Source organism: Sphingopyxis sp. GC21 (assembly GCF_025727575.1).
In the GTDB taxonomy this organism is placed as follows: Bacteria; Pseudomonadota; Alphaproteobacteria; order Sphingomonadales; family Sphingomonadaceae; genus Sphingopyxis; species Sphingopyxis terrae_A.
Genome location: NZ_CP095845.1, coordinates 1,842,295 through 1,865,097, shown reverse-complemented (window position 1 = coordinate 1,865,097; position 22,803 = coordinate 1,842,295). Strand labels below are relative to the sequence as shown.

Sequence of the window (22,803 nt, the reverse complement as noted above, 5' to 3'; positions counted from 1 at the left end):
GGCGGCTCCAAAGCGGGCTTTATTCGGCCATCAGCTTCGCGAGATCATCCTTCCAGAATTTCGCCCAGCTATGCGTGCCGTGCCCCTTGGTTTCGGGTGACGCGGGGATCAGGACATAGCGGGCCCTGGGCATGCGCGCGGCCGCCTTTTCGGCGATGCCATAGCCCGGCGGATTGATGAAATCGTCGGCCGAATTGACCCACAAAAGGGGCACGTCGATCTTTTCGATCCCCGCCCAGGGATTATAGGTTCGCGAGGCATCGAACTGATAAATAACGTCATTGGCATCGTTGCGGCCATAGCTGCGCGCAAAGGCGGCATCCTTATAGGCTTCGGCGGCGGCGCGGGTCGGATATTGCGCCTGCAGCGCATAGGGGTTCGATCCCGCAATCAGGCCGATCGAGGCGGCGGTCCGCAGACCCGCGGCAGGCTGCTGCGCGTAATTGCCTCCGTTCCACTCCGGGTCGGCCTTGATCGCATCGATGATCAGCGTCCGCCACATCCGGTTTTCGCCCGCTATTTCGACGGGCAGCCAAGCGAAGGGCGCGAGCCGTTTTGCAAAGCCCGGCCAGCTTTCGCCCCAGACAAAGGCGTGCATGCACCCCATCGAGGTGCCGAGGATGAGCTGGAGCTCGCCGATTCCCAGCTTTTCGGTGAGCAGCCGGTGCTGCGCCGCCACCATGTCGTCATAGTCATATCTGGGAAAAGCCATGCGCATCCCGTCGCTCGGCTTCGACGATCCGCCATGACCGATATTGTCGGGCAGGATGATGTAATATTTTGCGGTGTCGAGCGGTTGGCCGGGACCGAATAATTCGCCCGCAAATTGGGGCTGGAGAAATTGTTTTCCCGTGCCGCCGGTGCCGTGGAGGATCATCACCGCATTGACGATTGCGCCGGTCGCGTCGCGCTGCGGCTTGCCGAGCGTCGTATAATGCATCTTGAGTTCGGGTAGTTTTTCGCCCGAACGGAAGGTGAAATCCTTCAGTATTGCATCGCCGTCGGTCGCGCCCTCGACCATCTGGGCCTGAGCGGGAAAAGCGGCGAGCAGCAGGGCGAGCGGGAGGAGGCGTTTCAGCATGAGCGCGACGCTAACGCACCGCACCCGCCGGTCAAGCTATTGTCCGTAACCCGGCGTGCCGGCCAGCTTCACCGCCTCGCGCGCGGCGGCGAACAGCGCGCCCGCTTTGGCCTCGCATTCGCGCTGTTCATAGGCGGAATCGCTGTCGGCGACGATGCCCGCGCCAGCCTGCGCGTACATCGTCCCGTCCTGCACGATCGCGGTACGCAGCACGATGCAGCTGTCCATATTGCCGTCGGGCGCGAAATAGCCGACGCCGCCGGCATAGGGCCCGCGCGCTTCGGCCTCGAGTTCGGCGATGATCTGGCACGCGCGCACCTTGGGCGCGCCGCTGACGGTTCCCGCCGGAAAGCCCGCGAACAGCGCGTCGATCGCATCCTTGTCGGGCGCGATGCGGCCGATGACGTTCGACACGATGTGCATCACATGGCTGTAGAATTCGACGGTATAGCTGTCGGTGACCGTCACGCTGCCGCCGACCGCGGCGCGGCCGACATCGTTGCGGCCAAGATCGAGCAGCATCAGATGCTCGGCGCGCTCCTTGGGGTCGGCGAGCAGGCTTTCGCGATTTTCGGCATCCTCGGCGCTGGTCCGGCCGCGCGGTCGCGTGCCCGCGATCGGGCGAATGGTGATCTCGCCATCGCGCACGCGCACCAATATCTCGGGCGATGAACCAATCAGCGCAAAGCCCGGCAGGTCGAGGAAATAGAGGAAGGGCGAGGGGTTGATGCGCCGCAACGCCCGGTAGAGATCGAAGGGAGGCAGGTCGAAAGGTGTCGAGAAACGCTGCGACAGCACCACCTGAAAAATGTCGCCCGCCGCGATATATTCCTTCGCCGCCGCGACCATTTCGGCGAAGCGCTCGGGCGTCGTTGCCGGCTGCGCCGCGACCATGTCGGGGGTCAGTGCCGTTTCTGCCTTCGCGCTGTGCGCGTTCGCGCTCGACAGGCGGGCCGCAATGGTGTCGAGCCGGTCCTGCGCGCCCTCGATCATCCGGTCGATCGGCGCGTCGGGATCGGGCCAGATCGGCGCGATCAGGAACAGCTCGTCGGCCAAGCGGTCGAAGACGAGGATCGTCGTCGGGCGCACGAACACCATATCGGGCAGGTCGAGCCCGGCCCCCGCGGCGCGCGGGATGCGCTCGACAAGCCCGATCGTCTCATAGGCGAAGAAGCCGACGAGCGTCGCAAGCGCCTTCGGCAGCGCTTCGGGAACGTCGAAGCGACATTCGGCGACCAGATCGCGTAGTGCTTGCAGCGCCCCCGCCTCGACCGGGCGAAAGGCCTCGCGGTCATGGCGCCAGTCGCGGTTGATCCGCGCCGTGTCGCCGGTGACTTCGAAAAGCAGGTCGGGGTCGAGGCCGATCAGGCTGTAGCGTCCGCGCGTCTCGCCGCTTTCAACCGATTCGAGCACCCAGTCGCCGCGGCCGGGCTCGATAAGTTTGAGCGCCGCCGATACCGGGGTTTCGACGTCGGCAATCATCCGTTGCCAGACGACGGCGCCGCGCCCTGCGGCCAGCGCTTCGAGCGCGGCGGCCCTGCCTTCCAGCGCCACCGGGGTTATTCGCCGACCGGCGACGCGCCGGTCAGCTCCCTGGTGAGCTGGGTGACGAGATCCTTGTTGATCTTCACGCCGATGCGGCGCTTCGCCTCGGCAGCGAGCTGTTCGACCAGTTCGTTGCCGAAGGCCTGCGACAGCGGCTGCGCCATCGCGGCGATGCGCGCGGGTTCGATCTGCTTGGGATCGGGGCGGTTCACCTCGGTCAGCGACAGGACCATCCAGCCGCGGTTGCCGGGGATTTCGAGCGTCTTGACGCTGCCCTTCGCCATCGAGAAGAGCAGGGCGAGTTCGGGCGGCACCGGCTTGCCATCGCGGCCCATGTCGCCGCGCAGCCCGCCGATGGTCTGGACATTGCCCAGATTGGGGCCGGCTGCGCGCGTCGCATCGGCCAGGCTCTTGCCGCCTTCGACCGCCTTCACGATCGCACGGGCCTTGTCGCGCGCGACCTTCTGGCCTTCGGACAGGCGCCATTCGGCGAGCAAGGCGCTGCGGATCTGGTCGAAGGGCGGCGGCGCCGCGGCGACGACCGACTTAACCGAATAAACCGCGAATTTCTCATTCTCGACCAGCGTTGCAAGTTGCGATTCGCCTTCGCCGGCGACCTGGAAGGCCTGACCAACCATCGGCGCGAGTTCAGGGGGCAGCGCGAAGCCGGGTTCGTTCGGCGCGCGGCCGCTCGGCAGGACGGCGGGCGTTTGAACCAGCTTGAGCTTGCGGTCGGCTGCGATCTCCTCGATCGACGCGCCGCTGTTCACGGCGTCCTGGACCTGGTTGTAATAATCAACGATCGCTTCATTCGCCTTGTTCTTGGCCAGTTCCTCGCGAATTTCGGGGGTCGCATCGGCCAGCGTGCGCGCGGGCTTGGCAATGACATCCTCGACGCGCAGCACGGTCCAGCCAAGCCCGGACTGCAGCGGCCCGACGATTTCGCCGCGCTTGGCCGCAAAGGCCGCCTTGGCGATTGCGTCCGACGTCGCGCTGGTGAAGGCGGCCAGCGTCTGTTCGCCGCTGGTCGAAGCCGCGAGGCCCGAACCCTGCGCCGCTGCCGACAATGTGGCGCCGCCCCGCGCCTTCGCCGCGATGCTGTTGGCGGTCGCCTGATCGGGCGCGATGACCTGCGCAAAGCGCCGCGTCTCGCTCGCTGCATATTGGGCGGCATTGGCCTTGTAAGCGGCGGCGATCTCGGCGTCGGTGACTGCCGGAACCGGGACCGCGCTACGGTCGAACAGCGCATATTGCAGTACGCGGCGTTCGGGCACGGTGAATTTGGATTTGTTTTGCGACAGGAAGGTCTTGAGCGCGGCATCGCCGGGGTCGGCGGTCGGCGCGAAGGGCGCAGAGGGGATGTAGACGGCCTGACCGGCGCGCTTTTCGAGCAGCAGCGCGGCATAGGGCTGGGCAACGCCCGGCGCGATTGTTGGCAGTTTGCCGATCGGCGCGCCCAGCTGTTCGAGCAGCAACTGCTGCTTGATCTCGGTCCGCACCTGCGCCTCGTTCAGATTATTCTCGCGCAGAAACGCTTCGTAGCGGGTCTGGTCGAACTTGCCCGATACGCCGGCGAACGCGGGGATATCGGCGATGCGCCCGTCGATCTGCCGCTTGCTGACGCCGAAGCCCAGCTTGTCGGCGAATTGTTCGAACGCCAGCCCGTCGATCATCTGGTCGAGCACCTGATCGACCGCGCCCGATTCGACGAACGCAGCCATGGTTAGCGTCGGCTGTTGCTGGCGCGCCTGATTATAGGCGTTGCGAACGCGCTCGCGCAGATCGCCAATGCCGATATTCTCCTTGCCCACCCGCGCGACATTGGCGCCGCCGAGCCCGCCGAAGCTCGAATTGCCGGTCACATCGGCAAGCGCAAAGCCGACGCCGATGAGGATGACGAAGCCCAATGCGAGGGCCTTGCCCAGCCGGGATCCGAAAAGGCGACGGATTGCGGTAATCATGGAGGAGCATTTCTTTCGGCGTGGCGCATTGCGCGCGGTTTCGGCGTTGCTTTAGGCGGGGAGGCGGCGGGCATCAAGGCGGGAAAGCCCCTTTTCTAGCTGTGGTGAGGCGCGGCTTGCCTTTCGATCCCCACCGCCGCTAGGGCTCGGCGCAACGGCTCGATCGCAGGAGAGGAAATGATGGCACGGCGCAAATATGTGGTCGGCAACTGGAAGATGAATGGACTTGCCGCCTCGATCGACGAGGCGCGGGCGATATTCGATGGCGCGCGCGCGCACGGTGCGGTCGATGTCGCCCTGTGCCCGCCTTTCACGCTGGTGCCCGCGATGGCGGCGGCGGCGCCGGGCGGGGCGGTCGGCGGGCAGGATTGCCACAGCGCGGCATCGGGTGCCTACACGGGATCGGTGTCGGCGCCGATGCTGGCCGATGCCGGGGCCGTACTCGTCATCGTCGGCCATAGCGAGCGCCGCGAAGGTTTTGGTGAGAGCGACGTCGATGTGCGGGCCAAGGCCGAGGCGGCAATGGCAGCCGGACTCGCGGTGATCCTTTGTGTTGGCGAACCGCGCGGCGTGCGCGAATCGGGCGGCGCGATCGACTATGTATTGGCGCAGGTCGCGGGGTCGCTGCCCGCCGAATTCGATCCGGCGCGGCTCGCCATCGCCTATGAACCCATCTGGGCGATCGGTACCGGACTGGTGCCGACGGTCGGCGATGTCGCGGCGATGCACGGCGCGATCCGCGCGCAGCTCGATGCGCAGGTCGGTGCCGATGCGGCGGCGGCGATGCGGCTGCTCTACGGCGGTTCGGTCAACGGCGACAATGCCGCCGAACTGCTTGGGGCGGGCGACGTCGATGGCGCGCTTGTCGGCGGGGCGAGCCTGACCGCGGAGAAATTCCTGCCGATCGTCGCGGCGGCGGCGACGCTCGGCTGACGCGCGGCGCACGCTGTGGGTTGAAGCGGAGGCGCTTCGTCTCTATGTGCGCCGCAAGCACGGCCCATCCGGCGCCAACCAACGCTTTCGGGAAAATTCGATGTCCAGCCTCTTTACCTTCCTGCTCGTCGTTCAGGCGCTCGTCGCCGCCGCGATGATCGGCGTCATCCTGATGCAGAAGTCGGAAGGTGGCGGCCTGGGTGTCGGCGGTAGCCCGGCAGGCCTGCTCTCGGCCCGCGGCGCCGCAGACTTCATGACCCGCGCGACGACCGTGCTGGCGACGCTGTTCGTCGGCCTTTCGATCGTTCTGGCCGCCATGGCGTCGGTCGGCAGCGCCGGCACTACAGCGCTCGACACCTCTTTGTCGAAGACCGCGCAGCAGCCGAGCGGGGGCGCAGCGCCGCTGACCGGCCCGGCGCAGCAGCCCGCTCAAGGTGCTCCGGCCGCGCCGGTAAGCGACGATCCGCTTGCCGCCGCCGCCGCCGCTGCAAATCAGAACGCTCCGGCCGAGCAGGCTCCCGCCAAGAAATAACCGGAAGCTCGGCTTCCAGCTTCGTCCCCGCATGCTGCGGAATTTTTTCCGCGGGATGCGATTCGACGGCTTGCGCCGTCACCCACCCTTTGAGTAAGTCTTTCCTCCCATGGCGCGGTTCATTTTTATCACCGGCGGCGTGGTCTCCTCCCTTGGCAAAGGTTTGATGGCGGCTAGCCTTGCGGCTCTGTTGCAGGCGCGGGGTTATCGCGTCCGCATTCGGAAATTCGATCCCTATCTCAACGTCGATCCGGGCACGATGTCGCCCTATCAGCACGGCGAGGTTTATGTGACCGACGACGGGGCCGAAACCGACCTCGATCTCGGCCATTATGAACGCTTTACCGGTGTTGCTGCGCGGCAGAGCGACAATGTCACCTCGGGCCGCATCTATCGCGACATCATCACTAAGGAGCGCCGCGGCGACTATCTGGGCGCGACCGTGCAGGTCGTCCCGCACGTCACCGACGCGATCAAGGCCTTCGCGCGCGCCGAAACCGACGATCTCGATTTCGTTCTGTGCGAGATCGGCGGCACCGTCGGCGATATCGAATCGCTGCCGTTCATCGAGGCGATCCGTCAGCTTCGCAACGAAGAGGGTCGCGACAAGACGCTGTCGGTGCATGTCACGCTGGTGCCGTATATTGCCGCAGCAGGCGAATTGAAGACCAAGCCGACGCAGCACAGCGTTCGCGAACTCGCCTCGCTCGGCGTCCAGCCCGACATTCTGCTCTGCCGCTGCGAAAAGCCGCTGCCCGAGGGCGAACGCGCCAAGATTGCGCAATTCTGCAACGTGAGGAAGGAAGCGGTGATCCCGGCGCTCGACGCCGACTCGATCTATTCGGTGCCGGTGCAATATCATGGCGAAGGGCTCGACAGCGAAGTGCTGCGCGCGTTTGGCCTGCACGACGTGCGCGAACCCGACCTGACCGCCTGGTACGACATCATGGACCGCAAGCGGCACCCCGAAGGCGAGGTGACGATCGGGGTGGTCGGCAAATATGTGTCGCTGCCCGATGCCTATAAATCGCTCAACGAGGCGTTGGCGCACGGCGGAATGGCGAACCGGGTGAAGGTCAATATCCGCTGGCTCGACGCCGAAATGTTCGAGCGCGGCGACGATCTCGCTGCGCAGCTCGAGCCGATGCACGGCATCCTTGTGCCCGGCGGCTTCGGCGAGCGCGGTTCGGAAGGCAAGATCGAGAGCGTCAAATTCGCGCGCGAGCGCGGCGTCCCCTTCTTCGGCATCTGCCTCGGCATGCAGATGGCGTGCATCGAGGCGGCACGGAACACGAGCGGGATCGAGAAAGCCTCGAGCACCGAATTCGGCCCGACCGACGAACCCGTCGTCGGCCTGATCACCGAATGGATGAGCGCCGAGGGGCTGCAGAAGCGCGGCGCAAACACCGATCTTGGGGGGACGATGCGGCTTGGCGCCTATGAGGCGAAGCTGTCGCCCAACAGCCATGTCGCGACCATCTATGGCGCGAACGACATCAGCGAGCGCCACCGCCACCGTTATGAAGTCAACGGCGCCTATCGCGACCGGCTCGAAAGCGGCGGTCTCGTCTTTTCTGGCATGTCGCCCGATGGCATGTTACCCGAAATCGTCGAACGTCCGGACCATCCGTGGTTCATCGGGGTGCAGTTTCACCCCGAACTGAAGTCGAAGCCCTTCGATCCGCATCCGCTGTTCAAGGGATTCATCAAGGCCGCGGTGAAGCAGAGCCGGCTCGTCTGACGGATCAACAGGGGAAGGGGGCCCATGGATCACGCGAAACTCGCCGAGCTTCAGGGGCCTGACAGCATCTTTTCCGGCCTGTCGCTGGAGGATTGGTCCGATATCGCCAGCCGCGCGGTGCAGATCAACTTTGCCAAGGGCAAGGAACTGCTCGTCCAGGGCGACCCGGGCGACATCATGCTGATCCTGACCGAAGGCACGGCGCGGGTGTCGATGCTGACCGCAGGCGGGCGCGAGATCGTGCTGGCCTATGCCGAGCCGGGCGCCGTCCTGGGCGAGATCGCGTTGCTCGACGGCGGCGAACGCACCGCGTCGGTCGTCGCGACCAGCGCCGGCAGCGCGCTGCAACTCGGACGCAACGCGATGCGCGATTTCGCCGCCAGCCATCCCGAATTCGCCTGGTCGCTGCTCCAGCAGCTTGCGCGCCGCCTGCGCACCGCCGACCAGACGATCGAAAGCGACCGCGCCTATGCCTCGGGACCGCGCCTGGCGCGCTACCTCAAGCGCCTGATCCGCAAGGATAGCGTCGATGCCGAGCATAAGGTCGAACTCAGCCAGACCGAACTTGGCAATTTCGCGGGCATGAGCCGCGAACATATCAACCGCCAGCTTCGCAGCTGGGAGGAATCGGGGATCATCGCGCTCGAACAGGGGCGCGTACGCGTCCTCGACGCCGATCTGCTCGAGGACATCAGCGAAAGCGAAGGTTAGCGCGCTTTCCGGCCACGCTGCCGGACGGCGCGCGCTCGGTCGAGCACCGCCTCGCGGGACATTATAGCAGTTCGAACACGTCGCAGCGGACGGCGCCGCCGACACTCGCGCCCAAGCCTACGGCGACTATGTCGTTGAGCCACGCATAGCGTTCGTCGCCGGTTTCGAACATCGGAGTCGTGCGGAAATAGATTTCCTTGCGCTCGTCGGCGGTTTGCGGCCCGCCGTTCCGGGCGTGCCGATGCGCCACCGACAGCGGTCGCAAGACGCCGCGATACGATACGTAGATCAACGCCCCATCATGGGTTTCGAAGGTGATCCTCGCATCGAGGCGAAGCGTGTCCTTGCTGTCGATCGTCGCCCAGTCGCCGCCGCTCGGCATCACGCGGCCGCGCAAACGCTCGCCTTCGACTTCGCCGCCCGTGAGCGCTGCGATCATCCGGCGCCCGAAATGGGCGGTTCCAATCTGTTGCTGCGGCTCGGTAAAGGCGGCACGGTAGGAGCAAAGGTAGCGGAATTCGGGACTAACCATCGTTCATCCTCTCGTCGAACCGGTCGGCGCGGCGGGAGATGATCCCGCCGCGCCAGAACTCAGATGCCGAAGGACAGCGTCACGCCATAGGTCCGCGGCGGGGCATAGGGGGTGAGCGTCTGGCGATAGGGGCCGAAGTAGGTGACGTAGGTCGGGACCAGCGCGTTGGTCAGATTCTTGCCCCACAGCGAGATTTCCCAGCGCTTGTCGGGCGCCCCTAGCGAGAGGCGCGCATCCAGATTTTCGTGACTGGGCCAAAGCTGCTGCGGAATATTCGATGCCTCGAAATAGGCATCGTCGACCCAGCTGTAATCGACGCGCAGCTTGGCCGACAGGTCGCCGATCGCGGCTTCATACTGGCCGCCGATATTGAACTTGTTCTTCGGCGAGCGCGGCAGCCGGTTGCCCGTGTAATTCTGCCCCGGGATCGTATATTCGGTGAACTTCGCGTCGAGCCTGGCATAGCTGCCGTCAAGCTGGAAGCCGTCGAAGGGCCTGACGACAGTTTCGACCTCGATGCCCTTGATCCGCGCCTTGGCCGCGTTGCTGACGACGACGCAGCAGAGCGGGACGAGCTGCGAGATCTGGAGGTCCGAATAATCCGTGCGGAACGCCGCGACGTTGAGCCGCAGGCGGCGATCGAACCAGTCGGTCTTCGCACCCAGTTCGTAGCTCCACGCGAATTCGGGATCATAGGGGGTCGATGCGCCCGCGGCAGTGCCCGAAAGCCCCTGAAAGCCGCCACTCTTGTAGCCGCGCGCGATCGATCCATAGAGCAGCACGTCGTCGGTCGCTTTCCAGTTGAGTGCAAACCGCGGCGTGAAGGCTTTCCAGCTCTTCTTGCCGGTCACGTCATAGCCGGCGAGCGAACCGAGCGGCGGCGGAAGGCCCGGGCCGTCGTCGGCCTTGTAGCCCGCGAAGCGGCCCCTCTTGCGCTCCCACGTCATGCGCGCTCCGACCGTCGCGACCAGCGACGGGACGATGTCGTAATCGAACTGACCGAAGACCGCGATGCTGCGGGCATGGACCGACTGGGGGTAGATGCCGGTTCCCGATCCCGCCGGAGTCGGGAAATCCTGGATCTGGCCCTCTATGCGATCATTGTTTTCCTTCAAATAGTAGACGCCCGTCTGGCCTTTCAGCTTGCCGTCCAGTGCATCGAAGCTGAGGCGCAGTTCCTGGCTGAACTGGCTGTTGTTTTCTTGGCCGAAACTGGTCGATTCGATCTGGTCCGGCGGATTGATCGGGTTGCTGAAGAAGGGGGTGACGAAGTTGAACTTGACCTTGCGGAGCGCGGTGAGCGAGGTCAGCGTCCCGAACGGAAGGTCGAGGTTGACCTCGCCGGAATAGGTCTGGATCGTCCGTTTGACCTCGCCGTCGATATAGGCGTTCACGACGCGCGGGTCGGGGTTGATACCGACGCAATGGATGCCACCGGCAAAGGTGGCATCGCAATTATTGTGGCGTGGGTTGCCCTTCTGGTCCTGACGCGAGACGTCGGCGCGCAGGATGATGTCGAGCGTGTCGGTGGGCACGAAGCGGAGCGCGGCGCGGCCTGTCGTCAGGTTGAGATCGTTGACGTCGTTGCCCGTGGTTTCATTATATTCGAAGCCGTCGCGCTGTTTATGCGACAGGCCCGCCGACAGATAGATTTTGTCGGTGAGCGCCATGTTGCCGCGCGCGATCACCCCGACGCGGTTGTAGTTGCCATAGGTGCCTTCGAAGTGGAAACTTTCTTCGTCGGTGGGCTTGCGGCTGACGAACTGGACGAGCCCGCCGATTGCATTTTTCCCGAACAGCGTGCCTTGCGGTCCGCGCAGCACCTCGACGCGTTCGAGGTCCAGCGCGTCGAGATCGGGGGTGCCGCCGCGGCCGGCGTAAACGCCGTCGATGAAGACAACGACCGATGGGTCGCCGCCTGCATTCTGACTGATCCCGGGCGCGCTGCCGATGCCGCGCATCGCGAAGTTTGTGTTGACCGGGTCGACCGCGCTGATCGCCAGGCCGGGGGTGCGGATTGCGATGTCCTGCACGGTCTCGATGCTGTTGCCGCGAAGCTGTTCGGCCCCGAAGGCGGTGACCGACACAGGGACGTCCTGTAGCCTTTGTTCCTGCCGCTGCGCGGTGACGATGATATCGCCGCTGTTATCCGCTGCCGCATCCTGTGCAGTCGCCGCCGCGGGCATCGCGGCGAGGGCCACGCCCGTCAAAAACAGGGCAGACTGCTTCCTTCCGTTTTTTGCCATCTCAACTCTCCCAGCCGTTTTGTTATTTTGCTTCCCGATCGCGCTTGACTCGGTCACAAATTTACTTAGTGTTCTAAGTATATGTTTCTATATAACAGGCTGACTTGCGATGCAAGAGCGGGCGGCTGCCGGGGAGATGGGTGCGATGGCGGGCGGAAACGCGGGACAGGGTGATCTCCACGGACGCGTGACCGACGCGGGCGATACCGCCGATTTCCCGCGACCCGCCTATGCCTGGTACACCGTTGCTGTCCTGCTGCTCGCCTACACCTTGTCGTTCATCGACCGTATGATCCTGACCCTGCTTGTCGCGCCGATCCGGGCGGCGCTCGACATTTCGGACACGCAGGTCAGCCTGCTCATCGGGCTGGCATTCGCGCTTTTCTACACCTTGCTCGGCTTGCCGATCGCGTGGATCGCCGATCGTTGGAACCGGCGGAAGCTCATCCTGATCGGCGTCGCTCTGTGGAGCGCGATGACGGCGGGATGCGGTTTCGCCGGAAGCTATGCGACGCTGTTCCTCGCGCGCATGGGGGTGGGGGTTGGCGAAGCGGCGCTGTCGCCGGCCGCCTATTCGATGCTCAGCGACACTTTCCCGCGTGATCGGCTCGCGCGCGCGATGGCGGTCTATTCGATCGGCGTGCCGCTGGGGTCGGGGGTTGCGATGATCCTCGGCTCTTTCGTCGTCCAGGCCGTCCTTGCGGCGCCGATGGTCCATCTGCCGCTGGTCGGTCCGGTCGAGGCTTGGCGTACCATTTTCCTGTGGGTTGCAGCGCCGGGGATTCTCGTCTGCCTGCTGCTGCTCACGCTTCGCGAACCGCTGCGGCGCGGCATGGCCAGGGCTGACGCCGGGCCGCGCGAGGCGGCGGCGCCCGGTTTTGTGGCGCATCTCAGGGCACAGAGGGTCGCGCTTGGCGCGCTGTTCGCCGGCATGTCCCTGATCGGCCTCGTCATGTACGGCGTGATCGCGTGGGTGCCGACCTTCTTCGCGCGGACCTATGGCATGGACGTGTCGCAGGCGGGCCTGTGGTTCGGCCTGATCATGGCGACCGGCGGGGCGGCCGGTCTCGTGCTCGGCGGGACGCTGGCTGACCGGATGTTCGCGCGGGGCCGGACCGACGCCCATCTGCGCGTGATGCGCCTTTCTATCCTTCTGGGCGGGCCGCCCCTTTTAGCGGCTGTGCTCATGCCGAACCCGCCGCTGGCTTTCATCCTGCTCGCCGTCGCTTTCCCCATGCTTACAATGCACGGCGTCGGCACGGTGGCGCTGCAGTTCATCACGCCCAACGAATATCGCGCGCGCGCGACCGCGCTCTATTTCTTCGTCGTCAATCTGGTCGGGCTGGGTTTCGGTCCGATGCTGATCGCATTGCTGACCGATCATCTGTTCATGGACGATGGCGCACTGCGCTATTCGATCGCGCTCGTAACGGGGATCGCGCTGCCCCTTGCTGCGGTGATCCTGCCCGCCGGCTTCTCGGCCTTTGCCCGCGATATCGAAAAGATGGCCGACGCCGAGTGACGGACGAACGGCAGCGAATGTTCGAAGGCGATTGCGTGGGTTTCGTCCTCAGATCGAAGGCGACGCCTACGGCTCCCTATCGGCGAAACCGTCGGACCAATTTCAAGAGATAATGGTGGACGCACTAGGGCTCGAACCTAGGACCCGCTGATTAAGAGAAATTGGATTCGGCGAATCCACATGGAATATCCGCGAACGCCGTGCAACTATATCGCCATAAAAAGCACTAGTTTTCCTTGATTTAGCCATGTTCTGTGGCAAACCTCTGAACATCGGGGTGCGGACGATCACCTCCAGTTTGTTGCACGTTTTGTTGCACGTTTTGAGGTAGGCATGGCTACGAAAAAATTCAGCGACCCTTGGCTTCGCGGCTTGAAGGCAGCCGAGGGTGGAAAATGGGACGAGTGGCTGGACGAAGGTGAAACGGGCTTGCTCGTCCAGGTGAACGCCAAGCGGCGGGTCAGATTTTGCCTCATCGGGCGGTTCCCGCGCGACGATGGGACGCCTGGCCATCCGGGGCGGCGCGTTCTTGGGGACTATCGGCCTCTCGACACGAAGGACCGGGTGTTTGTCGTCAAGAAGGGGGTTCTCACGCTCACTCTGGACGAGGCCCGGCAGAAGGCGCGTGAGTGGAAAGCTGCGCTTGCCGCAGGCGTCGACCCAAGCAAGCCCGTCGAGGAAAACGAACCTGACGCAGCGCCCCCTGTGACGGAATCCTCCGCCACCATCGGGGAGGTTTTCGCCGAGTATCACAAGCGCCATGTGATGAAAGAGGGGCAGAAGGACGGTCGGGGGAAGGCGCTGGCGCCGCTGCGCTCGGCGAGTGAGATCAAGCGCGTCTTCGATCATTACGTTCTGGAGGATCTCGATGGCAACGTCCGGTGGCGCGACCGCCAGATCGAGTCGATCACGCGCAAGGAAGTCACGGGTCTCCTAGATACCATCAGCGACTCGAGCGGCGCGACCCAGGCCGATGCGGTGCTCGCCCAGATCAGCGCCCTTTTCAATTGGCACGCGGCCCGGGAAGATGACTTCCTCTCGCCGATCGTTCGCGGGATGAAGCGTAGCAAGCCTTCGGAGCGCAAGCGCAAGCGCGTGCTGTCCGACGACGAAATTCGCATTTTCTGGCAGGCGGCCGGAAGCCAGGAGACCTTCGGCACCTATTGCCAATGTCTCCTGCTGATGGCCCAGCGCCGGGAAAAGATTCGTGTGATGCACCGCGACCATCTGTCCGACGATGGAATCTGGACAGTCGAGACCGAGGATCGCGAGAAAGGCAACGTAGCCAGAATTAGGCTTTCTGTGCAGGCCATGCGGATCATTCGGCGGCAACCCACGACACCGACCCGGCCGTTCATCTTCCAGGGACGGCTTGCCGGTCCGATCAACGGGTTCACCAAGGACAAGGCGGCGTTGGACGCCAAGATGGCGGAAATCGCCGGCCACCCGATCCCGCACTGGGTCCTTCACGATCTTCGCCGTACCGCGAAGACGCTGATGACGCGCGCCGGCGTGCTGCCGCACATTTCGGAACGGGTATTGGGGCACGCCATCGAAGGGGTCGAAGGCGTGTATGACCAGCATGACTATTTTGCCGAGAAGAGCGACGCCTTGAAGAAGCTGGGGGCCTTGGTCGACAATATCCTCAACTCCACAGGAAAGGTCGTCGCCATCAAGCGGGGGCGCAAAGCGCCGTCAGCCCTCAATGGAGACGGGCTGAAGCGGGCATCGTAGATTCCTACTGCGGCGGCAGGACAGGTTCGATGTCGCAGAACGAAATCAGTCCGTCCCGAAGCGCATGGAAAAGAAGCTGCTGACGGTTGAACACCCCGTATCGGCGCATGGCTTGCGTTAGATGATAGTGGACGGTTGCGGGGGCGAGCGACAGTATCTGGGCTATCTCCCATTCGGTCTTACCCGCGGCGGACAGGGCTACACAATCGATCTGGCGATCGGTCAGCGGTGGAGGCCAAGGCTTGCGGGGAGGCCCCTGGATAAGATCACGCGCCGCTTGATAGGCGAATGTCGCGATCACATGCGCTGTTGCCAGTTGCTCGATCAGTGCGTTCTTTCGCTTCCCGGTCGCGAAAGTGCAGGTGGCGAGCCGTTCTCCCGGCATATGCAAAGGAACTGTCAGGCCATCGACGATACCAAAACGTCTCGCCTCGATAAAAACCCTGTTCTGCCGCTTGGTCATAGCAAGCACGCTGGAAATCAGACTCCAGTTGAACGGAGCGCCGTAGCGATGACTGGTCGCAACTACGGGGTCGAAGCGATGATATCCACGCGAGACGAACCGTTTTATCCATTCGGAAGGGTAGGTCGAGAGCGCCACGACATTTTCAAGCGGCCCCCTCAGATCGACATGCTGTACCAGACTGAAGCAGTCGTAACCCAGTTCGACCGTTGCCGATTGGAGGAGATCAACAAGCTCGGCAACCGAATTGGCCTCCATGAATTCCTTTAAGAAGTGATGCAGTCGGTTGCCAATCCGCATGTATGGTATATACCTACTTTACCAAAATCGTTCTTGTTTCGCCAGTTTCATCAAACTGTTGGTCGCAAATCCCATCTGATCAGTCAGTTTTCAAATGCGTATCTTTCGGAGAACTTTCCCGATGCCGCGAATCTGCTGCGCTCGCGGGCAATCGATCTGAACGGCATGAGGGGAAGCATATGTGGAACGATGAGGAGGGCGATCAGCCGCTCGCCCGGTGCAGGTCCCAAGAGGCCGCCAGTTATGCTGCGATCGCGGAAGCGATCCTTACAGCTCGCAAGAAATTCGGCCGCGCATTTGGCTTCGACCTTGCGACGGATCCGAACGGTGACATGCTGCTTTATCTGTATATTCGAGAGCATGATGGCCGCACGACGTCGTTGTCTGCCCTATGGGGTGCGTCGAACGTCGCCTACAGCACGGCGCGGCGGTGCGTGACGGCGATGGAGGAGCGCGGCGTTGTCCAGCGTTTTCCGGACCCCAGTGATGGCCGTCGATATCTCGTCGGCTTGACGCCTCGGGCGCGTCAACTCATCGAAGCCGGTCTCGAATTGGTCCGCCTTGCAGGAGCGTGCCTGCCATCGCGAAATGACGGCAGTCCGTGACAACGGAATGAGGTTCACGTCCATCGCCGCCAGACGAGGGCATATGCCATCCATAGAATACTCCCGAACAGAACCCGGCGCGACCTCGATATCGCCGCATCCTGTCGGCGTTTCGATCTTCAAGCCGAATTGGCTATTTCGGACAAGGACAACTGGAACCAATCAGATTGTTTCTGACGCGCCCACCATGCCTGTCGGGGATCGCCATGATCGACCTCAGCGTTCCCGGCCAGCCTGAGCTATGCTGGTTTGCAAGGGGCTGAGTAGATAGCTGATAATGCGGCGCGTACCCGTTTTCACATCGACGGTTGCCGCGAGACCCGGCGCCAGACCCACCCGGCGACCGTCGGCATCGACATAGTTCCGCTCAAGCGTGATCGTCGCGACATAGACCAGTCCGAGATCCTTGTCCTGGACGGCATCACGGCTGATCGACCGCACGCGGCCGGGGATTGTGCCGAAGCGCGTGAAGGGGAAGGCTTCAAGCTTGACCGCCGCTTCCTGCCCGGTGTGGATGAAGCCGACATCCCGATTGAGGATCCGAACTTCCGCCTCAATCCCGCCCTGGGCGGGTACGACCGTCATCAAGGGCTTTGCCGCCTCAACAACCCCACCGACCGTATGAACCTCGAGACTCTGGATCGTGCCATCGACCGGAGCGACAAGACGCTGGAACCGGTTCATCTGGCTTGCCTTTGTCACTTCTTCCCGGCGCAAGATCGCGTCGGCCTCCGCCTTCGCGAGATCGGAGAGCGCCGTTCGTTGGGCTTGCTCCCGTGTCTGCCGAATCTGATCGTCGAGTTTGCGCGCCTCGGCCGCGCCTCTTCCGATTTGCGCGAGAGCGACCTCCCGGTCTCCCGCCTCTGTTCGGCGTTGCCTCTGCAGCTCAAGAAGGCGCTGGCCTGGCGCGTAGCCCTTGGCGTCGAGCCGGTCCATGCGCTCAATCTGACGGTCGAGGATCGGGACGGTATCACCAAGCCGCGCCGCAGTCGCCCGGGCGGCACTGGCATCGGCGACGGCCGAGGCCCGCGCATTGGCGAGGCTGGCGACTGTTGCATCGATTTCGGCAAGTTGGGCGGTAATCAATCGGCGCTGTGTGTCGGCCACTTCGGCAGGCGTACCCGCTGGCGCCGCGAAATGGATTCCTCGCCCGGATAGGGCATCGGCGATGGCCTTGTTGCGGGCGATATCGAGTTCCGCAGCGGCGAGCGCCTTTTGCGCCGCAGCCAGATCAGCGCCGACAATCGTCGGGTCGAGGTCGAGGAGCGGTTGCCCCTTGCGAACGACATCGCCGTTGCGAACGTAGATAGTCCGCACGACGCCGGCTCCTGGCGACTGGACCAGCTTGATGTTGCCGGTCGGGATCAGGCTGCCGGGCGCCGATGCAACGACGTCGACCCTGCCGAACACGGTCCACAGGATCGTGAGCAGAAGCCCGACCAGAAGAGCCCAGGTTACCGCCCGCGCCGTTGGCGAGACGGGGCGCTCTGCAACTTCAAGGGCCGCGGGCAGGAAATCGGCCTCCCGCGACGGGATGAAGCCTTTGCGCCGTTCGCGGTCGGCGCGCAGCGATTCCCTCAGCACTTCCCAGTGATGGCGCCATCCGCTCATTGCGCGCCTCCCGCACCCATGCCGCCGCCGCTCTGGCGGCGGTGAAGATCCGCATAGCGACCGTTGTTGCGCAGCAGTTCCTCATGGGAACCGCGCTCGACGATATGGCCCGTCTCCAGGGAAATGAGATTGTCGCATTGGCGGACGGCGGAAAGACGGTGCGCGATGATGATCACGGTGCGGCCTGCGGAAATCGCCTTCAGGTTGTTCTGTATGATCTCCTCGCTTTCGGCGTCGAGCGCGCTGGTCGCCTCGTCGAGAATGAGAATACGCGGGCCGGTCACGAGCGCGCGGGCGATCGCAAGGCGTTGGCGCTGGCCGCCGGACAGATTGGTGCCGCGCTCCTCGACGGGTGTGTCATAGCCTTGCGGCAGCCGGACGATGAATTCATGCGCGCCGGCAAGCTCGGCGGCGGCCATGACCTGCTCAAGCGGCATGGCCGGATTCGCGAGCGCGATATTCTCGCGGATCGACCGGTTGAAGAGAAGGTTCTCCTGAAGCACGACGCCGATTTGTCGCCGCAACCAGGCCGGGTCTATCTGGGCGATGTCGACGCCGTCGATCATCACCCGCCCGGCGGCGGGGACATACATCCGCTGAAGCAGCTTGGTCAGCGTCGATTTGCCCGATCCGGAAGATCCGACGATACCGAGCGACGTGCCAGCGGGCACCGTCAGATCGATGTCATCCAATGTCCATGGGCCGTCGAGCCCGTAGCGGAACTTGACGCCCTCGAACTTCACCTCGCCCTTGAGCGAGGGGAGGGCGGCGCGGCTTCCCGTGCCGGGCTCCACGGGCTGGTTGAGCACGTCCCCCAGGCGTTCGATGGCGATGCGGACCTGCTGGAAGTCCTGCCAGAGCTGCGCCATGCGGATCACGGGGCCAGAGACGCGCTGCGCAAACATGTTGAACGCGACGAGGCCGCCGACAGTGAGTTCCTTGTCGATCACCGCCCGCGCGCCGAAATAGAGGATCAGGACCATGTTGATCTTGGAAATGAGCTGGATGAGCTGGCTGCCGGTGTTGCCGAGGTTGATGACCTTCTGCGACGCGAAGCTGTAACCTGCGAGCTGCCGTTCCCAGCGGTCCTGCCACTGCGGTTCGACGGCGCCGGCTTTTACCGTCTGGATACCGCCGATGCTCTCGATCAGCAGCGCATTGTTGGCGGCCGCGCGTTCGAACTTTTCCTCGATGCGCGCCCGGAGCGGCCCGGTAATGAAGACGGCCACCGCGATATAGGCGGGGATCGCGAGTATGGCGATGAAGAATAGCTGGCTCGAATAGAACCACATCACCACCAGGAAGACGACCGTGAAGATCGGATCGATCAAAACGGTGAGCGACGTGTTGGTCAGGAATTCCCGGATCGTTTCGAGCTGCCGCACCCGCATGGCGATGTCGCCCACGCGCCGCGCCTCGAAGTAGGCGAGATTGAGGCCGAGCATATGGCGGAACAGCTTGGCGCCGAGTTCGACGTCGATCTTCTGGCTGGTCTCCGAATAGAGCCGGGTGCGCAACCATCCGAAAATCGTTTCCCAGAGCGAAACCACGCCGAAGCCGATCACCAGGATGGTGAGCGTGTCCAGCGTGTTGTGGACCAGCACCTTGTCGATGACGTTCTGGAAGAACAGCGGGGAGGCCAGGCCAAGAAGATTGATGCCGAGCGTGACCAGGAGCACTTCGCCGATCAGCCGGCGATACTTGACGATCTGGGGTATGAACCAGGAGACGTCGAAGGCCCGCGTCACGCCGCCGATGCCCTCACGGGTCGTCACCAGCAGGAGTTCGCCCGACCACATCGCCTCCAGGGCGGCGCGATCGATCTTCGTGATTTGCGGCTGCACGCCCTCGCTGCTGGGGCAAGGCGGCTGGATCAACGCCTCGTCGTCGTTGACCCGTGCGATGATGAACCAGCCCGCAGGGCCGTTGGCGAGGGCGGGGAGCGGAGTCTGCCTGAGCTTGTCATAGCTGGAGCGGATCGACTTGGCGCGAACATCGTCCTGCCGCTTGGCGATCCGCTTCAGATCGTCGGCTTCGACCGCTCGTTCGTGGCCCAGGCCGTGACGAAGCTGGGCAGGATCGACCGCTATGCGGTGAAGGGCAAGCAGCGTCGCATAGGCGATGAGCCCGGAATCGTCGCGGCCGCCGGCGGGCTCTGGAGCATTGCTCGGCGGATCGCCGAGATCATCAGTCGTCATTACCTTGGTCCCTGGACGAGGGGCGCAGTGCCGGTTCCCGCCTGCGCGCCGCGCAGCAGTTCGGCTGGGGCGGCGCCTGGCTGGGCCGGAGCCGCGCGGGTTCCGGGCGTCCGTTCCGGTGCTTCGAGCGCTTGCGGCTTTCCACCCGGAGCGCCCAATTTGTCGATGGCGCGGAGCGCGCCGCCCCATGGAACGGCGCTTCGCTGGCGCACGCGGCGCAGATAGATGTCGGGATCGTATCCCGGTCCCTCCAGAATCAGCCGATCGGCTTCGAGGCGACCGAGCCGCCGAAGCAGAATAGCCTGCGCGAGATACCGGTCGCGCTTACTGCCAAGTAGTGCGATTTCCGTCTCGCTGAGCGAGTTCTGGGCGTAGAGAACGTCGAAGGTCGAGCGCAGCCCTTCGCGATATTCCTCGAGCGTGCCTTCGTAATAGATCCTGGCGGCGCGGGCCTGGAGTTCCTGCGCCCGCACGTTGCGGTCCGCGGTGACCCACTGGTTCCAGGCGTTGACGATGCCTTCGACCAACTGACGGCGAGCAGCCTCGACACGCAGTGTGTCGGCGCTCTCCCGGTTGCGGGCCTGGTCGACAAGGGATCGGACGCGACCGCCAGCGAAAAGCGGGATGGTGAGGGTAGCGCGTCCGGTAAACGTCACATCGTGATCCGCCCGGTCGAAAGGCACAGCGGGACCAGTCGTGCCCGCCGTGCCGCGGAGCGAGAGTTCCGGGCGACCCTCCGCCTCGGCAACGGCAATGCGTTCCCGGGACGCCCGCGCGGTGGCGAGAGCAGCAGCGAGCTCCGGATTGCCGACTTCGGCAAGGGCGAAGGCTTCATCGGCGGAACCCGGCAAGCCCGGTAGATCGGGCTCTGGCGCCAGATTGCCGGGTTCGCGTCCCACGATCGTGACGAAGGATGCGCGGCTCGACTCCAATTGCGCCTCGGCCGCATTGACCTGGACGCGCGCGGCCTCGAGCTGCGTCTCGGCCTGGGCAATATCGGTCCGGGTAAGCTCTCCGGCCTCGCGTCGCGCGACGATCTCGGCAAGAGTGGCGTCGAGGGTTTGAAGATTGCGCCGACGGATCGCCAGCGAGCGTCGATCACGCCGGACGTCGCTGTAGGCGGCGATGAGGTCGACCAGCATGTCGCCCTCGGCGCCGCGCAGGGTCTCGCGCCCGGCGGCGCTGCTGGCCGTCGCCGCACGCAACGCACTCGCGGCGCGGCCACCGGTCCAGACCGGCTGATCGACCACGAACTGGGAGGTAATGTCGTTGCGCTCGATGTTGGGGTTGGCGAGGCGGTCGGCAAGGGAGCGGTTCGACTGGGTGATTTGACCGGGGAGGGTGAGATCGTAGCCGCCCGATACCTGCAACTGCACGTTCGGCCGCGTCTGCGACATGGCCACGCCGACTTCGTCATCGGTGGCGCGCAAATCGTAGCGGCGTGCGGCAAGCTCCGGATTTGACGCAAACGCGTCGGCAATGGCGGCTGACAGGCTGTCGTCAGACGCTGGCTCTGTCGGCTCCTCGTCAAATGCGATCTTCGGGGCGGGGTAGGCGTCGTGTACCGGACTAAGGCGCTCCGGCTCCGCCCGTGCCTGCCATGCGAAGGCCATCGTCGTGGTTGCCAGCACGAGGCTGGAAAATCGCCGAACGCGAGTCATGCCCGAATCGTGAACTCACAAATCGGCGTGAGTTGTTACCTGTGCCGCGCCCGGAACCCGCCCGCGCCACAACGAACGGACTTCGGAGAATTCCATGAATTTCGGGCATAGCGGGCATGTCGTCAGTTCAGCCAATCGGTAGTTCATAATATAGCCCGCCCCCCATTGCTGCCAAAATGGCACCCAGCGGGTCCGGATTAATCCATTGACTGACCGAGTCAATGCGGGCCAAGCTACATGCAATACATTCAAAATGACTGTATTATCGCTCTATGTCCCGCAGCGCTACTGATGGCGAGATCCGATAATCCGTTTCGTCTGCATCGTAGCGAGGCCGGTTGTCAGGCCGAAGCCAACTTACGGGGACGGCCACCCTTGCGACCGTTTGCCCGTGCAGCCGCAATCTTGGCAGTGGTGCGTGAGCGCCCGCCTTGTGCTCCCAGTTCACGCGCCATCCATTTTTTTGAACCAAACACGCCTTGTAGCAGGGCCGGCACATACAGATCGGCGTCAAGCTTCGGCCAATGCAGGCCGAGACCAGCGGGACTGACCTCGATTTCAGCCAGGGCGTCGGCAGGCGCGTCCGCAAGCCCTTCGGCCAGCCGCGCGGGAAACGTCAGCTCGACTCCCGTACTGAGCTTGACCACAACCCTTGCACGTCGCCGGTCATAGCGCGCTGCAACGGCATGCCCTGCATCGCGTAGCGCTGCCATGCGCTGTTCGGCTTCGTCCAATTGCTGCTCAGTAATCGCCATGAACCGCGCTCCATTGCGCGCACAGAACGGCAAGGTTGTCATTCAGTGCGCCTTCGATCCTGCCTATGTCCACCAGCCTGAAACCGTAGCTCTCCCGCAATTCCGGCGGTCCCGCCGGGCAATGCAAGATGAACACCGCTTCGCCTTCCGCACCTTTGATGTGGACGTGAGCGGGGCGATGATCGTTCGGATAGATCACGACCCGCAGGCCACCCAAGCGCAAGACAGTAGGCATCAGTCGCCTTATAGCAAAAACCCAAGCGCTAGGGAATAGCCCTCGACTACAGTGCAGCGATTGTCTGGCATGGGGCCATGCCATCCCGTTCAATCAGGACAGATGGCTAGCGGCGAACCAGGGACTGGCAGATGCAAGCAGTTTCGCGTTGGGCGCTGGCGGGTTGTCGAGGAGATCGAGAACGAAACGCGTCTGCTGCTCGTCAAGCTGCAGGCGTTCCGCCTTCTCGATAACCGCCGCGACCGCAATCAAGGCATTGCGGAGCACAAAATCCTTCAGACTTGTTCGTTCAAATTCGGCTGCCCGGATGAGCTGCGATTTTTCAGCATGCGGGAGCCATAACTGGAACCAGCTTGAGCCTGCAGTGCCGTCGGACATGTGGCGGTCCTTTTCATTCCTGAAACGCGCCACATGCCGAAGCTCGCGCTATTTGGCCA

19 protein-coding genes are annotated in these 22,803 nt (G+C 63.8%); 7 read left to right on the top strand and 12 right to left on the bottom strand.

Translation table 11 applies throughout. The annotated features are described in order from the left end of the window. Positions 1–19 precede the first annotated feature (19 nt). Genes MU856_RS08855 through MU856_RS08845 form a run of 3 tightly spaced genes read right to left on the bottom strand, consistent with a single transcriptional unit; the run spans position 20 to position 4,587 of the window. On the bottom strand, positions 20–1,081 hold the full coding sequence (locus MU856_RS08855) for an alpha/beta fold hydrolase (protein WP_263588917.1): 1,062 nt from the start codon (positions 1,079–1,081) through the stop codon (positions 20–22). Positions 1,082–1,117: 36 nt separating this feature from the next. Further along, on the bottom strand, positions 1,118–2,635 hold the full coding sequence (trpE, locus tag MU856_RS08850; RefSeq protein WP_263588916.1) for an anthranilate synthase component I: 1,518 nt from the start codon (positions 2,633–2,635) through the stop codon (positions 1,118–1,120). Positions 2,636–2,640: 5 nt separating this feature from the next. After that, the gene (locus MU856_RS08845) at positions 2,641–4,587 is read right to left on the bottom strand and encodes a peptidylprolyl isomerase (protein WP_263588915.1); all 1,947 of its coding nucleotides are present in this window, start codon (positions 4,585–4,587) and stop codon (positions 2,641–2,643) included. 180 nt (positions 4,588–4,767) lie between these two features. Here MU856_RS08845 and tpiA point away from each other — a divergent pair, with 180 nt between their 5' ends. From tpiA to MU856_RS08825, 4 genes are all read left to right on the top strand, one after another. After that, positions 4,768–5,520, top strand: a complete 753-nt coding sequence (gene tpiA / locus MU856_RS08840; RefSeq protein ID WP_217373539.1) for a triose-phosphate isomerase — start codon at positions 4,768–4,770, stop codon at positions 5,518–5,520. 100 nt (positions 5,521–5,620) lie between these two features. Then, positions 5,621–6,052 (top strand): preprotein translocase subunit SecG, encoded by a 432-nt coding sequence (secG, locus tag MU856_RS08835; protein ID WP_040589980.1) that lies wholly within the window; start codon positions 5,621–5,623, stop codon positions 6,050–6,052. A gap of 109 nt (positions 6,053–6,161) precedes the next feature. Further along, complete coding sequence (locus MU856_RS08830) at positions 6,162–7,793, top strand: CTP synthase (RefSeq protein WP_263588914.1); 1,632 nt, start codon at positions 6,162–6,164, stop codon at positions 7,791–7,793. 24 nt (positions 7,794–7,817) lie between these two features. Then, on the top strand, positions 7,818–8,504 hold the full coding sequence (locus MU856_RS08825) for a Crp/Fnr family transcriptional regulator (protein WP_217372337.1): 687 nt from the start codon (positions 7,818–7,820) through the stop codon (positions 8,502–8,504). Positions 8,505–8,565: 61 nt separating this feature from the next. Here the strand turns inward: MU856_RS08825 and MU856_RS08820 are convergent, their stop codons facing one another. Next, positions 8,566–9,036, bottom strand: a complete 471-nt coding sequence (locus MU856_RS08820) for a DUF3237 domain-containing protein (RefSeq protein ID WP_263588913.1) — start codon at positions 9,034–9,036, stop codon at positions 8,566–8,568. Between the two features lie 59 nt (positions 9,037–9,095). Next, the gene (locus MU856_RS08815) at positions 9,096–11,237 is read right to left on the bottom strand and encodes a TonB-dependent receptor (RefSeq protein ID WP_263588975.1); all 2,142 of its coding nucleotides are present in this window, start codon (positions 11,235–11,237) and stop codon (positions 9,096–9,098) included. Positions 11,238–11,427: 190 nt separating this feature from the next. Between MU856_RS08815 and MU856_RS08810 the strand changes: the two genes are divergently transcribed. Together MU856_RS08810 and MU856_RS08805 are read left to right on the top strand one after the other, a co-directional pair. Beyond that, on the top strand, positions 11,428–12,804 hold the full coding sequence (locus tag MU856_RS08810; protein ID WP_263588912.1) for a spinster family MFS transporter: 1,377 nt from the start codon (positions 11,428–11,430) through the stop codon (positions 12,802–12,804). Between the two features lie 333 nt (positions 12,805–13,137). Then, complete coding sequence (locus tag MU856_RS08805) at positions 13,138–14,538, top strand: tyrosine-type recombinase/integrase (RefSeq protein ID WP_263588911.1); 1,401 nt, start codon at positions 13,138–13,140, stop codon at positions 14,536–14,538. 4 nt (positions 14,539–14,542) lie between these two features. Here MU856_RS08805 and MU856_RS08800 read toward each other — a convergent pair whose 3' ends face one another. After that, entirely contained in the window at positions 14,543–15,301 is a 759-nt protein-coding gene (locus MU856_RS08800; protein ID WP_263588910.1) for a helix-turn-helix transcriptional regulator, read from the bottom strand. Between the two features lie 179 nt (positions 15,302–15,480). Between MU856_RS08800 and MU856_RS08795 the strand changes: the two genes are divergently transcribed. Next, on the top strand, positions 15,481–15,906 hold the full coding sequence (locus MU856_RS08795) for a MarR family transcriptional regulator (protein ID WP_263588909.1): 426 nt from the start codon (positions 15,481–15,483) through the stop codon (positions 15,904–15,906). A gap of 216 nt (positions 15,907–16,122) precedes the next feature. On the opposite strand, the gene MU856_RS08790 is transcribed toward MU856_RS08795, so the two are convergent. The 6 genes from MU856_RS08790 to MU856_RS08765 all read right to left on the bottom strand — a co-directional run bounded on the left by MU856_RS08790 (position 16,123) and on the right by MU856_RS08765 (position 22,744). After that, positions 16,123–17,517: an HlyD family type I secretion periplasmic adaptor subunit gene (locus MU856_RS08790; protein WP_263588908.1), complete on the bottom strand. Its 1,395-nt coding sequence runs from the start codon at positions 17,515–17,517 to the stop codon at positions 16,123–16,125. Next, positions 17,514–19,715, bottom strand: a complete 2,202-nt coding sequence (locus tag MU856_RS08785; protein ID WP_263588907.1) for a type I secretion system permease/ATPase — start codon at positions 19,713–19,715, stop codon at positions 17,514–17,516. The genes MU856_RS08790 and MU856_RS08785 overlap by 4 nt, the downstream gene beginning before the upstream one ends. Next, positions 19,715–21,346 carry a TolC family outer membrane protein gene (locus tag MU856_RS08780; RefSeq protein ID WP_263588906.1) on the bottom strand — a complete coding sequence of 544 codons (1,632 nt, stop codon included), beginning with the start codon at positions 21,344–21,346 and terminating at the stop codon, positions 19,715–19,717. The genes MU856_RS08785 and MU856_RS08780 overlap by 1 nt, the downstream gene beginning before the upstream one ends. A 371-nt stretch (positions 21,347–21,717) precedes the next feature. Next, on the bottom strand, positions 21,718–22,131 hold the full coding sequence (locus MU856_RS08775) for a DUF2442 domain-containing protein (RefSeq protein WP_263588905.1): 414 nt from the start codon (positions 22,129–22,131) through the stop codon (positions 21,718–21,720). After that, positions 22,118–22,366, bottom strand: coding sequence for a DUF4160 domain-containing protein (locus MU856_RS08770; RefSeq protein WP_263588904.1), 249 nt, complete (start codon positions 22,364–22,366; stop codon positions 22,118–22,120). Before MU856_RS08770 ends, MU856_RS08775 begins: the two co-directional genes overlap by 14 nt. Before the next feature lie 93 nt (positions 22,367–22,459). Continuing rightward, positions 22,460–22,744: a DUF1778 domain-containing protein gene (locus tag MU856_RS08765; protein ID WP_263588903.1), complete on the bottom strand. Its 285-nt coding sequence runs from the start codon at positions 22,742–22,744 to the stop codon at positions 22,460–22,462. Between the last annotated feature and the right edge of the window lie 59 nt (positions 22,745–22,803).

Coding starts and splice junctions, on each gene's coding strand:
- MU856_RS08855 (WP_263588917.1), bottom strand. CDS start 1,081: ATGCTGAAACGCCTCCTCCCGCTCGCCCTGCTGCTCGCCGCTTTTCCC.
- MU856_RS08845 (WP_263588915.1), bottom strand. CDS start 4,587: ATGATTACCGCAATCCGTCGCCTTTTCGGATCCCGGCTGGGCAAGGCC.
- tpiA (WP_217373539.1), top strand. CDS start 4,768: ATGGCACGGCGCAAATATGTGGTCGGCAACTGGAAGATGAATGGACTT.
- secG (WP_040589980.1), top strand. CDS start 5,621: ATGTCCAGCCTCTTTACCTTCCTGCTCGTCGTTCAGGCGCTCGTCGCC.
- MU856_RS08830 (WP_263588914.1), top strand. CDS start 6,162: ATGGCGCGGTTCATTTTTATCACCGGCGGCGTGGTCTCCTCCCTTGGC.
- MU856_RS08825 (WP_217372337.1), top strand. CDS start 7,818: ATGGATCACGCGAAACTCGCCGAGCTTCAGGGGCCTGACAGCATCTTT.
- MU856_RS08820 (WP_263588913.1), bottom strand. CDS start 9,036: ATGGTTAGTCCCGAATTCCGCTACCTTTGCTCCTACCGTGCCGCCTTT.
- MU856_RS08810 (WP_263588912.1), top strand. CDS start 11,428: ATGGCGGGCGGAAACGCGGGACAGGGTGATCTCCACGGACGCGTGACC.
- MU856_RS08805 (WP_263588911.1), top strand. CDS start 13,138: ATGGCTACGAAAAAATTCAGCGACCCTTGGCTTCGCGGCTTGAAGGCA.
- MU856_RS08800 (WP_263588910.1), bottom strand. CDS start 15,301: ATGCGGATTGGCAACCGACTGCATCACTTCTTAAAGGAATTCATGGAG.
- MU856_RS08795 (WP_263588909.1), top strand. CDS start 15,481: ATGTGGAACGATGAGGAGGGCGATCAGCCGCTCGCCCGGTGCAGGTCC.
- MU856_RS08790 (WP_263588908.1), bottom strand. CDS start 17,517: ATGAGCGGATGGCGCCATCACTGGGAAGTGCTGAGGGAATCGCTGCGC.
- MU856_RS08785 (WP_263588907.1), bottom strand. CDS start 19,715: ATGACGACTGATGATCTCGGCGATCCGCCGAGCAATGCTCCAGAGCCC.
- MU856_RS08775 (WP_263588905.1), bottom strand. CDS start 22,131: ATGGCGATTACTGAGCAGCAATTGGACGAAGCCGAACAGCGCATGGCA.
- MU856_RS08770 (WP_263588904.1), bottom strand. CDS start 22,366: ATGCCTACTGTCTTGCGCTTGGGTGGCCTGCGGGTCGTGATCTATCCG.
- MU856_RS08765 (WP_263588903.1), bottom strand. CDS start 22,744: ATGTCCGACGGCACTGCAGGCTCAAGCTGGTTCCAGTTATGGCTCCCG.